This is a genomic window from Mesorhizobium sp. M0571, assembly GCF_040320985.1.
Lineage (GTDB): Bacteria > Pseudomonadota > Alphaproteobacteria > Rhizobiales > Rhizobiaceae > Mesorhizobium.
Genome location: NZ_JAMYQT010000011.1, coordinates 152,399 through 166,175, shown reverse-complemented (window position 1 = coordinate 166,175; position 13,777 = coordinate 152,399). Strand labels below are relative to the sequence as shown.

The 13,777-nt window shown below is 59.3% G+C and carries 12 protein-coding genes and 1 pseudogene; 6 read left to right on the top strand and 7 right to left on the bottom strand.

Annotation, left to right across the window (positions count from 1 at the left end):
* Positions 1–225 precede the first annotated feature (225 nt).
* The 6 genes from NKI85_RS15600 to NKI85_RS15575 form a co-directional block, all read right to left on the bottom strand.
* Positions 226–999 (bottom strand): SDR family NAD(P)-dependent oxidoreductase, encoded by a 774-nt coding sequence (locus NKI85_RS15600; protein ID WP_352524750.1) that lies wholly within the window; start codon positions 997–999, stop codon positions 226–228.
* A 39-nt stretch (positions 1,000–1,038) separates the two neighbouring features.
* Positions 1,039–1,767, bottom strand: a complete 729-nt coding sequence (locus NKI85_RS15595) for an SDR family oxidoreductase (protein WP_352524752.1) — start codon at positions 1,765–1,767, stop codon at positions 1,039–1,041.
* Positions 1,764–3,077 (bottom strand): D-tagatose-bisphosphate aldolase, class II, non-catalytic subunit, encoded by a 1,314-nt coding sequence (locus NKI85_RS15590; RefSeq protein WP_352776934.1) that lies wholly within the window; start codon positions 3,075–3,077, stop codon positions 1,764–1,766. Before NKI85_RS15590 ends, NKI85_RS15595 begins: the two co-directional genes overlap by 4 nt.
* A complete protein-coding gene (locus tag NKI85_RS15585) occupies positions 3,074–4,075 on the bottom strand; it encodes a tagatose kinase (protein ID WP_352524956.1) in 1,002 nt (333 codons plus the stop codon). Before NKI85_RS15585 ends, NKI85_RS15590 begins: the two co-directional genes overlap by 4 nt.
* Before the next feature lie 266 nt (positions 4,076–4,341).
* The gene (locus NKI85_RS15580; RefSeq protein ID WP_352524756.1) at positions 4,342–5,574 is read right to left on the bottom strand and encodes an ROK family transcriptional regulator; all 1,233 of its coding nucleotides are present in this window, start codon (positions 5,572–5,574) and stop codon (positions 4,342–4,344) included.
* Between the two features lie 252 nt (positions 5,575–5,826).
* Complete coding sequence (locus tag NKI85_RS15575) at positions 5,827–6,711, bottom strand: sugar phosphate isomerase/epimerase family protein (protein ID WP_352524957.1); 885 nt, start codon at positions 6,709–6,711, stop codon at positions 5,827–5,829.
* 699 nt (positions 6,712–7,410) lie between these two features.
* Here NKI85_RS15575 and NKI85_RS15570 point away from each other — a divergent pair.
* The 6 genes from NKI85_RS15570 (at position 7,411) to NKI85_RS15545 (ending at position 13,089) form a co-directional block, all read left to right on the top strand.
* Complete coding sequence (locus NKI85_RS15570) at positions 7,411–8,844, top strand: extracellular solute-binding protein (protein WP_352776933.1); 1,434 nt, start codon at positions 7,411–7,413, stop codon at positions 8,842–8,844.
* Between the two features lie 162 nt (positions 8,845–9,006).
* A complete protein-coding gene (locus NKI85_RS15565; protein WP_502896231.1) occupies positions 9,007–9,861 on the top strand; it encodes a carbohydrate ABC transporter permease in 855 nt (284 codons plus the stop codon).
* Positions 9,861–10,697, top strand: coding sequence for a carbohydrate ABC transporter permease (locus tag NKI85_RS15560; protein WP_352524760.1), 837 nt, complete (start codon positions 9,861–9,863; stop codon positions 10,695–10,697). The genes NKI85_RS15565 and NKI85_RS15560 overlap by 1 nt, the downstream gene beginning before the upstream one ends.
* A gap of 4 nt (positions 10,698–10,701) precedes the next feature.
* Positions 10,702–10,941: a DUF2160 family membrane protein gene (locus NKI85_RS15555; protein ID WP_352776932.1), complete on the top strand. Its 240-nt coding sequence runs from the start codon at positions 10,702–10,704 to the stop codon at positions 10,939–10,941.
* Between the two features lie 30 nt (positions 10,942–10,971).
* Positions 10,972–12,015: an NAD(P)-dependent alcohol dehydrogenase gene (locus tag NKI85_RS15550; RefSeq protein WP_352776931.1), complete on the top strand. Its 1,044-nt coding sequence runs from the start codon at positions 10,972–10,974 to the stop codon at positions 12,013–12,015.
* Between the two features lie 12 nt (positions 12,016–12,027).
* The gene (locus NKI85_RS15545) at positions 12,028–13,089 is read left to right on the top strand and encodes an ABC transporter ATP-binding protein (RefSeq protein WP_352776930.1); all 1,062 of its coding nucleotides are present in this window, start codon (positions 12,028–12,030) and stop codon (positions 13,087–13,089) included.
* Between the two features lie 187 nt (positions 13,090–13,276).
* On the opposite strand, the pseudogene NKI85_RS15540 reads toward NKI85_RS15545, so the two are convergent.
* Positions 13,277–13,475, bottom strand: a pseudogene (locus tag NKI85_RS15540) (tyrosine-type recombinase/integrase); the annotation flags it as partial.
* Positions 13,476–13,777: the final 302 nt, after the last annotated feature.

Here is a 13,777-nt window from a genome sequence, read left to right as displayed (position 1 = left end):
GTCACTAATTTTGCTGACAGATTGCCGATCTACATTGGTCGGCGGTGCCTGGCGGGCGGCTCGACTGTTGGTTGGGGACAAGGATTTCGACGTGGTTCGCGCTGGCTGCGATCGGCGCCGAGGTTACCTAAGGCGATGTGCCGGCGGCCGAAGCCGCATCCACCTTCTCGAGCTCGAGCTTCGGTGAGAGAAGTGACCGCGAGGAAACTCTTGGCTGCTACCGTCCTACCAGCACGTAAATCCCCCATCGACGGGTACGACGGCTCCGGTCATCAAACTGGCCGCGTCGGAAGCGAGGAACAGGACAGCGCTGGCGACTTCGTGCGCCTGGCCCATGCGGCCCATTGGCGTGTCTCGCAACCACGCTTCTATACGCGGCGCGTTTTCCGGAATCGCCAGGACCATCGGCGTTTCGATGTAGGTTGGCGCCACCGCGTTAACCCGCACGCCATGAGGCGCCCATTCGGCGGCGATCGAGCGGGTCATGTGATGCACGGCCGCCTTGGAGACATTGTAAGGTGTTTGCGGCTGCGGCCGGTTGCAGATCGTGCCCGACATGGAACCCAGATTGACGATTGAGCCGCGGCCGGCCGCGATCATGTGGCGGCCGAAAGCGCGCGAGCACCAGAAGACGCCGTTGATGTTGACGTTCATCATCCACAGCCAGAGTTCATCACTGATATCTTCCGACGAAATGCCGCTGCTGCCGACGCCGGCATTGTTGACGAGAATCGAAGCCGGCGTCCCCCGAGCGGCGAGCGTGTCAGCAATCTCGCTCATCCTTGTTGACGAAGTGACGTCACCGAGCATCAGCTCGGCCGAGTAGCCTTTCGCAGTCAGTGCATCCCTGCCAGCACTGCCGATCTGCTCGTCGGGCTCTATGATGACCACATGCGCTCCGGACTCGCCCAACGCTTCGGCGCATGCGAGGCCAATACCTCTGCCTCCGCCGGTCACCACGGCGACCTCGTTGTCCACCCTGAAGCGCGCTTGGTACATGGCCTACCTCCTCGAATTTCGATGCCGAGACGCTACCTGTCAAATGTCGAAGTTGGTCGGCAGAATGACGATATCGCGAATTGTAACCGTTCTCGGCCGGGTCAGCATGAACAGCAGGACTTCGGCAATTTCCTTCGGTTCGAACAGATTTCCGGCCGCCATCGCCCGGGCGAGGTTCTCCTTCGGCCAGTCGGCGACGAGGGGCGTCATTACCGGTCCGGGGGCGATCGCGCCGACACGGATGCCGTGCTTCGCCACCTGTCGCCTCAGCGCATGGACGAACGCTTGAACTGCGTGCTTGGAAGCGGTGTAGATCGGCTCCCACGGCACCGCGGTGTGGCCGGCCACGGAACTGGTGACCACGATATCTCCCGTGCCCCGCTCGATCATGTGCGGCAGGACCGCATGAATAGTTCGGAATACGGCATTGACGTTCAGGTTCAGCATCCGGTCAAAGGCGTCCGGATCACCATCGATGAAATCACCGCCGATATAGGCGCCGGCATTGGCATGGAAGGCGTCGAGGTGACCGACCCTGTCCAGAATGCCGGGCATCATGCCTGCCACGCTTTCCGGATTGGTGAGATCCACCCTCAAAGGAATCGCGTTCTCGCCGAGATCAGCAGCCAGGCTGCGCAGTTTCTCATCCGCATAGTCGATCAGGACCACCCGCGCGCCAGCATCGAGACAACCACGGACACAAGCAAGGCCGATACCCGATGCCGCGCCTGTGATTGCAATGACCTTTCCAGAGAGTTGTTCGCTCATCTTCGTCCTCCATCCGTCGGGTTACTTTCGGTGTTGAGTGCCTCGCCCGTGCAGGCGAAGCGGTACTCGTCCAGGCTGCGCTGGATCGAGGCGATCAGTAACGAGGTCGGCTCGAGCGGTTTGCCTGCAAACGCATCGAATGCGGGCAGATGCTGGCGAAACAGCGTGAGCGGCACCGTCTTGCCGTGCAGGGCTGCGGTCAGCCTCGCGACCGCTGCTTCCGCCTCCGGCTGCTTCCAGTAATACCGGATGCGGTCCGAGAACGAGTAGTGGCGCTGGATGCGCTGTTCGGCTTCCGAGCCGTGATAATGGCCCTGCCAATTGCCGGGTTTGGCCAGCATCAATCGCTCCATGGCCTGATAGAGTGGACGGGCTCCGTAGCCCGGCAAAAGATCGGTCGCGATAAGGTCCAGCGCGTAGAGCGCCTCGCGCAGGACGAAGGTCAATTCCGGCCCCACTTTCAGGATCGGGAAGCCGTCCTCGACCAATTGGCGCAAATATGTTCGTCCCTGGTAGTCGGTTGAATGCGCCTCGTAGACCAGGCTAGGTTCCTGCTCGAGCAGCCGCGTCAGCCCGCGTGCCCTGGCGGAATCGTAAAGGACCACATTCTCATTGCCAAACTCCACACCGGGCTGGACCACCAGTGCGATGACGCGTGAGAACGCATCGGCCAAGCCTTGCTTCAGGAACAGATCGCGATGAACATCGATCGTGTGCGTCGCCGCCGCTACGCTGGTCGGCTCAATGTCGCTGATTGCATGATTGGCGCCGCCGGGCGTCGGCACCTCGGTGCCGATGATGTAGACCGGCGCCTCATCTCCTGCGGCGAGCGCCGCGCGCTCTGCCGCCATGGCCAGCCGCGCTGTACGCTCCGCCGTTGTGGCGTCGTCGAGCGCGGCAGGCTCGCCGGCGCATCCCATCGAAGCATCGAGGTGGATCTTTCGGAAGCCGGCGGACACGTACGCCGTGACCATCTCTTCTGCCTTCGCCATCGCTGCGCCGGCATGTTCCCCGCGCCACGGATTTGGCCCAAGGTGATCCCCACCGAAGATGATCCTTTCCATCGGAAGCTTTTCTTCTGCCGATATGTGCTGGACGAGACGAACAAAATCGCTGGGCAGCATTCCGGTGTAGCCGCCGAACTGGTTGACCTGGTTGCAGGTTGCTTCGATCACAAGCGTGCCGGAGAAGCGTGCAGCGTTGCGCGCTGCTGCCCGGATGACCAATGGATGCGCTGAGCAGACCGACGTGACGCCTATCGGCGAACCATTGCGCCGCGCCGCCGCCAGGTTTTTGAGGAGACCGGTCATCGAGCGTTTCTCGGGGTCACGGCGATGAATTCGTCAAGCTGCCGACGCGAGGCGACACCTTCCATCGGACCTTGAATAGTAACGTTGCGAGCGCCCGCGGCATTGGCATACTCCAGGGCTTTGAACACAGGCATGCCGAGACGGCGGCAAGCGACGTAAGCGCCGCCGAAACAGTCGCCAGCGCCCGTCGGATCAATTTCCGCAACCCTGAACGCCGAGCAATCAATCCGCGAGCCGTCAGCACCGAAGAATGTTGATCCGTGTTCGCCGCGTTTAAGGGCTATCTCCGTCACACTGCGCCCAAAGAGCGCGATGACCGCGGCAGATTCACCATCAACTCCAGCTGCCATGAACAATTCGTCGCCGGAGGGCAGGATAAGGTCCGCGATGTCGACGAGCTTGGCGAAGCGCTCCTGCGTCTGCCCGAGCCCGAGCAATTCCTTGCGCAAGTTCGGGTCAAGTGAAACGGAGCCGCCGCGCCGCTTGATGACGCCGATGGCATAATCCATCGTCTCCCAGATACCCGGGATGGCAAAAGCGCTACCCATGACGTGGAGGTGTCCAGCCCGCTCGAACAGCGCCTTCGCTTCAACCGTCAGGCTCACCAGGGCCGCCGCCGATTTTCCGATGTTGAAGACAAAGTCGCGCGAGCCGTCGTTGCGATAGCGAACAAACGCGCTTCCGGTCGGATAATCCTGACTGACCGAAACAGCCGATACGTCCACGCCGTCAGACCGGAGCCGTTCGACATTGATGCGGCCGAAATCATCGTCGCCGACCGATGCAACGATTGCCGCCGACCCGCCGATCTTGGCGCATTGATCGATGAAAATCGCCGGCGCGCCGCTGGGGTAGGGGCCGATAAGCTCTATCGGCTCGAGAAAGCCGTCGCCGCGACTTTTGGCCATGATCTCCACCAGGATCTCGCCGATGACGACGGTCGGCCCTAGTGCGTCGGGTGCGAGCTTGGTCTGACTTAAAATCGCATCTGCGGGCATCATACAACTCGGCTAGCGCACATCTTTTAGCTGGAGCATGCGCCTGGAGGTTGCGGCCGCTCGCTGATCCTGTTCCACAGCGAACGACAACCCGAGACGGCCACGATGGGAATGCGCGATGCTCCTCCAGGGACTACACTAATTATGTTTGTAGCTTTATGCAACATATTAATCAATCGAGACGGACAGGCCACAATGGCATTCTAAATTGCGATCAAACAGGTGGCCCGAGCAGCAGCATCGGTTCGGCAGTGCCGAACCTGATATTAGCCTTCGTCTCCCTCTGCCCCTTCGAGTTCCGCCGTACCATCGGCGAAACGCTGACTTTGCAGAGACAAATATCGCTGATGTAACATGCAGGCCGCACCGAAAGCGGAACCGACAGTTCCTTCATCATTCATTGTGATCGATGGGAACGGGAAACTGGATTCCTGTATGGCATGGATGTGTGCAGTGACCCTGGCAGCCATCAAGGGATAGAGTGCGGCGACCGAACCGCCCAGCACGATCTTGTCGGCGTCGATGATTCGGCAAGTCTGCACCAGGCCTATTGCCAAAGCCCTTGCCCAGTCCTCGGCTATTGAGACAGCGCTAGGCAACCGGTTTTGGACATCGGAAAGGAAGTTGCCGAATGTCGGATCACTGAGGGCGGAGGTCTTGCGATACTCGGCCATGATGTTTTCAAGGCCGATTAGTTGTTCGAGATTGCGGCGCGGGCTTGGCGCGTCGCTGACAATCAAGTGCCCAATCTCCCCCGCCAGCCCGTTGGCGCCGCGAAAAAGGCTGCCGTCAACGATAATGCCGCCGCCGACACCGCTCTCCATAACGAGAAAAAGCGTGACGCCGGAATGCACCTCGCTGCGCCCGTAAGTCGCGCCGATGGCGAATGCGTTGGCATCGTTCTCGGCAAGGACCGGAACACGAATCGGCAGGGCGTCTCTCACCAGCTTTGCAAGGTGAACATTTCGCCAGCCGAGAAGCGGCGCAAAGTGGACGAAGCCATTCTTGTCCATTTGCGCCGGGGTTGATACGCCAACGCCTTCACATCGCTCCAGTTTTGACACAGGAATAGATTGGAGAGCCAGCCTCACGGCGCGGTCGACCGCGGCCTCTACGTTGATCGACGGACCATCAAACGGTTCCACATTCGTCGAAACGATATTGGTTCCAAGATCGATCTCTACCGTACTGATATGCTCGACACCGATCTCGACCCCAAGGAAGAAAATAGCATCCGGCACAAGCTCCAGCATGATGCCGGGACGGCCGGCTCGGGCATAGCCCGCTTGTTCAGGCAGATCCTCAATTGCTTCGCGCACCAGACCGTCAGCCGTCAGGCTCGCGATGATATGCCCCGACGAAGAGCGGTTAAGCCGTAACTTGCGCGCGAGTTCGGCTCGAGTGAGACGTCCAAATTGATGAAGGGCTCTTAGAGCCGCCACTTCATTGTTTTGTCGAATCCTGCGATTTGAACTGGCGGTCAGCGCCGGGTCATTCACTTAGGTCTCTCCAGGTTACCTGCGGTCCGCAAGCCGAACGCAACCACAACGCGCTCACTTGGTACACGCCGCGCAGGCGTGCAGCAACTGGCGCGATCTTATTGAACACGCATCCCCCCGAAGCTTCTGTCTCACGGATCCGAGGCTGCCGATGAACAGCGAAAAAACCACAGCACTACAGCGCTGAAGACCGCGGAGCAGGGCGTCTTAGGCAGAGGGTCCGCACTGCCGCATAATCAGATTGTCCTCGACTTATGGACGGGCATTCGTCGTTCGCCGACGAACCGCCTCTTGCTTTTTCAGGTCGATGAAGGCCTTGGCATGCTTTGCCAACGGCATGTTCTCGGTCCAGGTGTCGCGCCATATGGCGCATGCGAGGGAAAGACCCTCATCGACCACGGCGCTGGAGAACGATTCAAAGGTGATGTCGCGGCTATAGCCGATGTCTAGCAACGCGTCGAAGATGCGATCGAAATCGATCACCCCATCGCCGAGGTAGCCGCGATTGCTTTCGCCGATGTGAAAATAGCCGATCTTGTCGCCGGCCAGACGAATGGCCGCCGCTGGATTGGCCTCTTCGATGTTCATATGAAACGTGTCGAGATGGAGCGTGACGTGATCGGAGCCGGTCGCCTTGATGAAGTCGAGGCCCTGAGCCGCCGTGTTCAAGAGATTCGTCTCGAACCGGTTGACGACCTCCAGGACCAGATCGACGCCGGCCTTCTTTGCTGCGTCAGCCGTCTTGGCAATGGCTGCGACGCTGTTCTTGCGGCCGCGATCACTCGGCATTGTCGAGTATTTCGTATGCGCGGAATAGAGAATGCCCCCGAGCTTGGTGCCGCCGATGTCCCGCACCGCCGCGACTGCATTCGCGAGTAATTCCTCACCTGCCTTCACGACAGCGCCGTCCTCGCTCGACACATCGGCGCTCAAGGGCAGGCCCATGGTGACGGCGATTTCGAGATCTAACGACTGAGCCTTCTTGGCGAGGCGATGGATGTCGAACTTTTCGGGTTGAAGATACGCAAACTCGATCAGCCGGTAACCGCACGCAGCCGAATTCTCCATCGCTTCTTCAAGCATGGCCTGAGTGCCACCGCCGGTCCATACGAACGAATGAATGCCCAATCTGCGCATCGGCTGTTTCCTCTGGGTACTGGCGACTCTGTGAATGTTGACAAGGACAACAAAATGCCCATCGTGACAAATGTCAAGGTCCTCGACGGCGCAACAAATGCTGGTGCACGCGGCAACTCCTAACCGGATCGAGCATCATCCACGCAAATATGTCGCGGATATTACGCGGAATCCGGGGGACGCTGCCTCGGCGGGTTTTTTGGCTTGACAGAATTCGCGTATCGTCTAATTTGTGGACAAGAACAACATATAACGCTGCCAACCAGCGAAACGTGGAGGAGGAAATTAACTTGCCCCTGTGATCCAATTTCTCCGCTCTTCGCGACAGATGGGCCGATAGCGCTCTTCTGTGCTCGTTTGCATGAATATGGCCAACTCGGTCCGTGAGTTGAGACCAAGCCGGCAATTCGAAACAGCAGAAAATACAGGTTGCCTCCCAAGGCCAGCACCTGAGGGGAGTTTTCTGCTCGGGTGCGGACACGGAAAGCGATGAATCTTCATAGGGCCAGTGCCCGTGCGCTGGCGTCTTAAATTTGGATCAAGCAGGGAGGCACCACCGGGTTGATCGGAGGAAATCGCCGAGGCGGGGCCGCCACAAGGCCTTTGATGGCCAGGAGGTTTCCGGTCTGGCGGGAAGGAACGTTGCCATGACTGCGAAATGACGGACTGACATTCAAGATTCTGTTGGAGGAGTGAAAAATGAGACATGAACTCGGAATAAGCCTTGCCGCATTGGCAGTGGGGCTAATGACCAGCGTGATGCCTGCCAAGGCCGATTTCTGGTCAGACGCCGGCGCAAAGTACAAGGGTGTTACGTTGCACGGGGTGACCGAAAGCACCCCGCCTTCGAACTATATCAAGGATGTTCTTGCGCCTGCGTTCGAGAAGTCGACGGGCATCAAGGTGGAGATTGAAACCACATCCTGGGACCAGATGTATGACAAGGCGATCAAGGACATGGAAGCCAAGACCGGCATCTATGACATGGTCTATATCGAGCAGGACATCATCTATGCCTATCTCGCCCGTGATTTCCTGGTCGACATCACGAAATCTCTGAAGGACGATCCGTCGCTGAAAGCGCCGGGTTACGACGAGACGCACTTCACGACGTTCGCGAACTATTTCAAGAACGGCGACGGCGATCTGTTCGGCATTCCGATGGAAGCTTTCATCAAGCTCTATCTCTACCGGACGGATCTGTTCAATGATCCTGCCGTCAAGGAAGCCTTCAAGAAGGAAACCGGCAAGGACTTGGTTCCTGCCAAAACCCATGAGGAATACACGCAGATCGCGGAATTCTTTACCAAATGGGGCAAGGACAACGGCAAGGAATTGTGGGGCACGACCGCTCAGGCGCACACCGGTCACCCGGCTTCCTGGTACGAATTCTTCGAATCGGTCGCGCCGACGTTCGGCGTGTACAATTGGGGCATCGACGCATCGAAGAATTATGCCGCGTCCGTCGCCAATGGTGGAGCGATGAACAGCGACAAGGCAAAGGCGGCGCTCAAATACTGGCTGCATCTGCGCGACATCGCGCCACCGGAATCTCAGGCCAGCACCTGGACCGAAGTCGCCACCACCCTCGCGGCGGGTCGTGTGGCACAGGGCCTTGTCTATGGCGAGAACGCCGCCTGGATCGCCTCGGACGCTGAGAAGTCGAAGGTGGTTGGCAATGTCGGCGTCGCCCTTCCGCCGGTCGAACCGGGGGTCATGGAGGATGCCGAGTCCGGCAAAGGCTATATCGGCTACTACGACGGCGGCGCCTTCGGCCTTCCAGTCACCTCGAAGAACAAGGAAGCGGCGCTTCTCTTCCTCCAGTATATCGGCCAGGATTCGGTCCAGGGCGATTGGGCGGTCGCCGCGCCGCGCATCACCAACACGGCAACCTACGACGATCCTAAAGTCATAGAGATGGATAAGAAGCTCAACGGCTATTACACCATGCTCAAGAACGACGGAAAGCTGTTTGCCGGCGCCCCTCCTTATCCGTTCCATGCACAGGTACGCGAAGCAACGGCGCCGATCTTCTACAAGATTCTGTTGGGTGAGGTGTCGTCCGACGATGGGCTCGACCAGATGGCTGCCGCTGCCGAGGCGGAACTGAAGAACCTAGGCTACCGCAAGTAGCAGTGCGAACGCAGTGCCCGGACCGCCGCGAAAGCGGTGGCCCGGGTACGCAGTTTGCCGCCTCGCGAGGTTCATAGAATGTCGCGGCGGATGCGCCTTCCAGGGAGTGGTTCCATGCGATCAAACAGGGCTGGCGTGCGATCAAACAGAGTTGGATGGCTGATGCTCGCCCCGACGATTGCGATCCTCGGGATCTTCGGCATCGTCCCATTTTTGTACGTGCTCTATGTGGCTTTCCATCAATGGAACCCGTTCGGCGCAAATCCCTATATGGTCTACAATGGCGCCGACAATTTCCGCCGCCTCGTCTTCGACAGCGAGTTCCTGACCTCCATCGCGTTCACGCTGAAGTTCGCCTTCTTCGCCGTATTGAGTGAAGTGGTCCTTGGCTACCTTCTGGCTCAGTTGTTCATGCGGGAGTTTCCCGGCCGGGCTTTCTTCCGCACGATCCACACCCTGCCTCTGATCGTGGCGCCGATCGTCGTCGGATCGGTCTGGCGCCTGATGACAACACCCAGCATCGGCATCATCCCGTATTTGTTGAAATCCTGGTTCGGCTACGACCTCAATATCGGTCGTGATGCGAACATGGCCTTTGCACTGACTGTCATCATGGATATTTGGCACTGGACGCCACTGGTGACGCTGACGCTGCTTGCGGCACTCGTTTCGCTTCCTAAGGAGCCGTTCGAGCAGGCCCAGATCGACGGAGCCAACAGGTGGCAGATCTTTTGGCACGTCACGTTGCCGATGATCCGCCCGGCGATCCTGGCGACGGTCTTCATTCGTCTCATGGATGCACTGCGCACCGTCGACGAAGTGTGGATGCTGACCGGTGGCGGCCCTGGCGCCGCGACCCGGTACCTTGGCCTGCACATCTGGAAGATCGTATTTCCCAAGACCGATTACGGATACGGCTCGGCCACTTCGATCATCGTCCTGTACCTCACTCTGGTGATGTGCTGGCTGCTTTATGTCGCCCTTGTCGCCCGCCGCGGCCAGAAGAGAACACCCTGATGCGCGCCAACCGCCCTGTTTATTCCATTCTGCTGTGGATCTTTCTCAGCCTGCTGACGCTGTTCCCGATCTACTGGCTGTTCGTCATCTCCGTAAAGCCGGCCGTCGAACTGTTCACCACGCCGAGCGTTCTGCTCGAGACGGTTTACTGGAAGAACTATGTCAAGGTCCTGGGCGACGATACGCTGCGCCGCTATATGTTCAACTCCATCGTGATCTCGACCGGCAACGCGACGCTGGTGACGGTTCTGGCGTTCATGGCCTGCTACGCGCTGTCGCGCTTCGATCTCGCAGGAAAGGAGAACATCTTTTTCTGGACGATCACCAACCGCATGGCGCCAGCCGCTGTATTCCTGCTGCCCTTCTTCCTGCTCTTCACGCAGATCTTCGTCATAGGAGAGTGGAAGCTCTACGACACACGGACGGGCATGATCCTGCTCTACTGCACGTTCAACCTGCCTTTCGCCATCTGGACGCTCAGGCCGACGATCGACGGTATTCCAAAGGAGTTGGACGAGGCCGCAACCGTCGACGGTGCCACGACGTGGCAGGTGATCCGCGAAGTCATCTTTCCGCTTGCGCGGCCCGGCCTCGCCGTCACCCTGATCCTGACCTGGGTGTTCGCCTGGAACGAATTCCTGCTCGCCGCAACGCTCACCAGCTTCAACGCGCGCACCATCACCACCGGCCTGTCAGAATACGTGACCACGACCGGAACCGAATGGGGCACGATGGCGTCCATTGCGATCATCACGCTTGTCCCGGCGCTGTTGATCTTCTCGGTTGTCCAGCGGCACATCGTGGCCGGTCTGACCTTCGGCGCGGTCAAGGAGTAGTACGATGGAGCACACCGTCGATCTCGATGAGGTGGATGACGAAGCCAATACCATTGTCGCAAGCCCGCAACGCACCGGTTTCCTGCCGATCGTGACCAACTGGTTCGACCGGGTTTTTGTAGGCATCTATCTGTTCGTTGCGCTCGAACTGTTCTGGATGAGGTTTCTCGAACAGTCGATCCCATTGTCCGTCTGCCATGCTCTGGCGATCGTGTTGGGTGTGCTGATCGTTTGGCGTGGTTAGCGCGGGAGAAAAAGGACAGGACGCAGGCTCATGAAGTCATTGGTGCTTGAAGAGAAGATGAAACTATCGCTGCGGGATTTCCCGATCGAGCGCGAGGAGGTGCTCGGCGTCCGCGACGTGCGCATTAAATTGCATACCGTCGGCATCTGCGGCTCGGATGTGCACTACTATACGCACGGCGGCGCCGGCGTTTTCCAGGTGAAGGCGCCGATGATCCTCGGCCATGAGGCGTCGGGCACGGTCGTGGAGACAGGAGCCGAGGTGACATCGCTGAAGGTCGGCGACCGGGTGTGCATGGAGCCGGGCATTCCGGACCCGAACAGTCGCGCGACGCGCATGGGCCTCTACAATGTCGATCCAGCGGTTCGTTTCTGGGCGACGCCGCCTATCCACGGCGTTCTGCGCCCGACCGTTGTTCATCCGGAGAACTTCACCTTCAGGCTTCCGGACAATGTTTCCTTCGCGAAGGCGGCCATGGTGGAGCCACTGGCCGTCGGCGTCCATGCCGCCACCAAGGCCCAAGTGAAGCCGGGCGACATCGCTCTGGTCATGGGCGCTGGCCCGATCGGCCTGGTCACGGCACTGTCTGCGCTGGCGGCGGGCTGCGCCCGGGTCTTCGTATCGGACGTCGATGACACCAAGCTCGAGCTCGCAACAAAGCTCGGCCCGATCACGCCGATCAATGTCGCCAGGCAAGACCTCGCCAATGAAATTCTCGCCGCCACCGAAGGCTGGGGCGTCGAGATCGTATTCGAATGCTCCGGCAGCCCTCGCGCGGCGGAAGGGGTCTTCGATCCGCTCTGTCCGGCCGGCCGGGTGGTTTTCGTCGGCGTGCAGATGCATGGCATCAACTACGACCTCGGCAAAGCGATGGTGCGCGAGGCGCGCGTCGAGCATGTGTTCCGCTATGCGCATGTTTTTCCGCGCTGCGTTGCCATGCTGTCTTCCGGAGCGATCGATGTGAAGCCGCTGATCACGCGCACGTTGGAATTCGAAGACAGCGTTCGAGCGTTTGAAATCGCCGCGTCTGCCCCAAAGGGCGAAGTGAAGATGCAGATTGCTCTACCGCAATAGAAGGGATGCAAGTTGGCTCAGGTCACCGTCAAGAACATCATCAAGCGTTATGGAAACGCCCAGGTCATCCACGGCGTGAATGTCGACATCGCCGATGGCGAGTTCGTCATCCTCGTCGGCCCATCGGGGTGTGGCAAATCCACCCTGTTGCGCATGATCGCCGGTCTCGAAGCGATATCGGGCGGTGAAATCAGCATAGGTGGCCGGGTGGTGAACGATGTTCTGCCGAAAGACCGCGACATAGCGATGGTCTTCCAGAACTATGCGCTCTATCCGCACAAGAACGTCGCCGACAACATGGGCTTCTCGCTCAAGATCAAGGGCAGGCCGAAGGCCGAGATCGACGCCAAGGTGAAGAAGGCGGCCGAAATTCTCGATCTAGGCAAGTTGCTCGACCGATTTCCGAAACAGCTATCGGGTGGACAGCGCCAGCGTGTGGCCATGGGACGCGCCATTGTGCGCGACCCGCAGGTCTTCCTGTTCGATGAGCCGCTGTCGAATCTCGACGCCAAACTTCGTGTTGCGATGCGCGTCGAGATCAAGGAACTGCATCAACGCCTGGGCACAACGATCGTCTATGTTACCCATGATCAGATCGAGGCGATGACCATGGCCGACAAGATCGTGGTGATGAGGGACGGCAAGGTGGAACAGATCGGCGCACCCCTCGCTCTCTACGACAATCCGGGGAATGTCTTCGTCGCCGGCTTCATCGGCTCGCCGGCCATGAACTTCATCAAGGGAAGGATCGATTCGAAGGACGGCAGGCAGATCTTCGTGTCGGACACCGGATCCGTGCTGCCAGCCGAGGGGGCCAGGGCGCAGGGCGGGCAGCCGGTCATCTACGGCATACGTCCCGAGCATATCGACATCGCGCCGGACGGCTTGCCGGCGACGGTTTCGGTGCTCGAGCCGACCGGTTCCGAGACACAGATCTTCGCCAAGTTTGGCGAGGACGCTATTGACGCCATTGTCAAGGACAGGCTTTCCGTCCGGCCTGGTGAAGAGGTGAGATTGAGGATCGATCCGCGCCGGGTCCATATCTTTGACAGGCAAAGCGGCGCACACCTGTGAGCCTTCGCTACGATTGAGCGGGCCTCAGTCCTCGCCAGTGGGTTCGCCACCGAATACGAAAACATGCGAAGGATATGGCTGGGCGAACCACCCGCTGATTGTTTTTGTTGAGAAGACGACGTCCCTCCGGGCCCCCCTTGTCGTTATCTGCCAAATGCTTAGAGGCCGGTTCGCCAAGAAGCGGCTTGTGCCTTACCAGCCGTACGGCTCGGTCCATGCCCTGCATGGCCAAACGCACCTGCAACGCCTCACGGGAATAAAGCTCGGCGTGATCAATGTCATCATGGCAAGGACATCCATGCTGGCCTGGTGGACGCTTCCGCTTCAGCGAGATAGACGCCAAGCGACTTCCACAATCCATGAAGCGTCAGGCCCTTCGGCAATCTGATAGCGACCTAGCCGAGGGATCTGGTACTCGATGCCAGGTTCAGGCGGGGGTGACCCGTCGGTTGCTGAATAGAGACGAGAAAGTGCGTGCCGGCTCGCTTACGGAGCCGTTTTGGTCATCACGCAGTGTGCGATGAGCTTCTATTCCACGGTTGGTGATGTACCGTTCAGGACACGGAAGCGGGGTCGTGAACCGCGCCGAGCATCAGCCCGAAAATGGGCAACCCGCTTTGGAAAGTCGGGTGCTTGAACAAAGACGAGCGGCGGACACGACTCGAGTTGAAGGTCCGCCGCTCTGGTT

Coding starts and splice junctions, on each gene's coding strand:
- NKI85_RS15600 (WP_352524750.1), bottom strand. CDS start 999: ATGTACCAAGCGCGCTTCAGGGTGGACAACGAGGTCGCCGTGGTGACC.
- NKI85_RS15595 (WP_352524752.1), bottom strand. CDS start 1,767: ATGAGCGAACAACTCTCTGGAAAGGTCATTGCAATCACAGGCGCGGCA.
- NKI85_RS15590 (WP_352776934.1), bottom strand. CDS start 3,077: ATGACCGGTCTCCTCAAAAACCTGGCGGCGGCGCGGCGCAATGGTTCG.
- NKI85_RS15585 (WP_352524956.1), bottom strand. CDS start 4,075: ATGCCCGCAGATGCGATTTTAAGTCAGACCAAGCTCGCACCCGACGCA.
- NKI85_RS15575 (WP_352524957.1), bottom strand. CDS start 6,711: ATGCGCAGATTGGGCATTCATTCGTTCGTATGGACCGGCGGTGGCACT.
- NKI85_RS15570 (WP_352776933.1), top strand. CDS start 7,411: ATGAGACATGAACTCGGAATAAGCCTTGCCGCATTGGCAGTGGGGCTA.
- NKI85_RS15565 (WP_502896231.1), top strand. CDS start 9,007: ATGCTCGCCCCGACGATTGCGATCCTCGGGATCTTCGGCATCGTCCCA.
- NKI85_RS15560 (WP_352524760.1), top strand. CDS start 9,861: ATGCGCGCCAACCGCCCTGTTTATTCCATTCTGCTGTGGATCTTTCTC.
- NKI85_RS15555 (WP_352776932.1), top strand. CDS start 10,702: ATGGAGCACACCGTCGATCTCGATGAGGTGGATGACGAAGCCAATACC.
- NKI85_RS15550 (WP_352776931.1), top strand. CDS start 10,972: ATGAAGTCATTGGTGCTTGAAGAGAAGATGAAACTATCGCTGCGGGAT.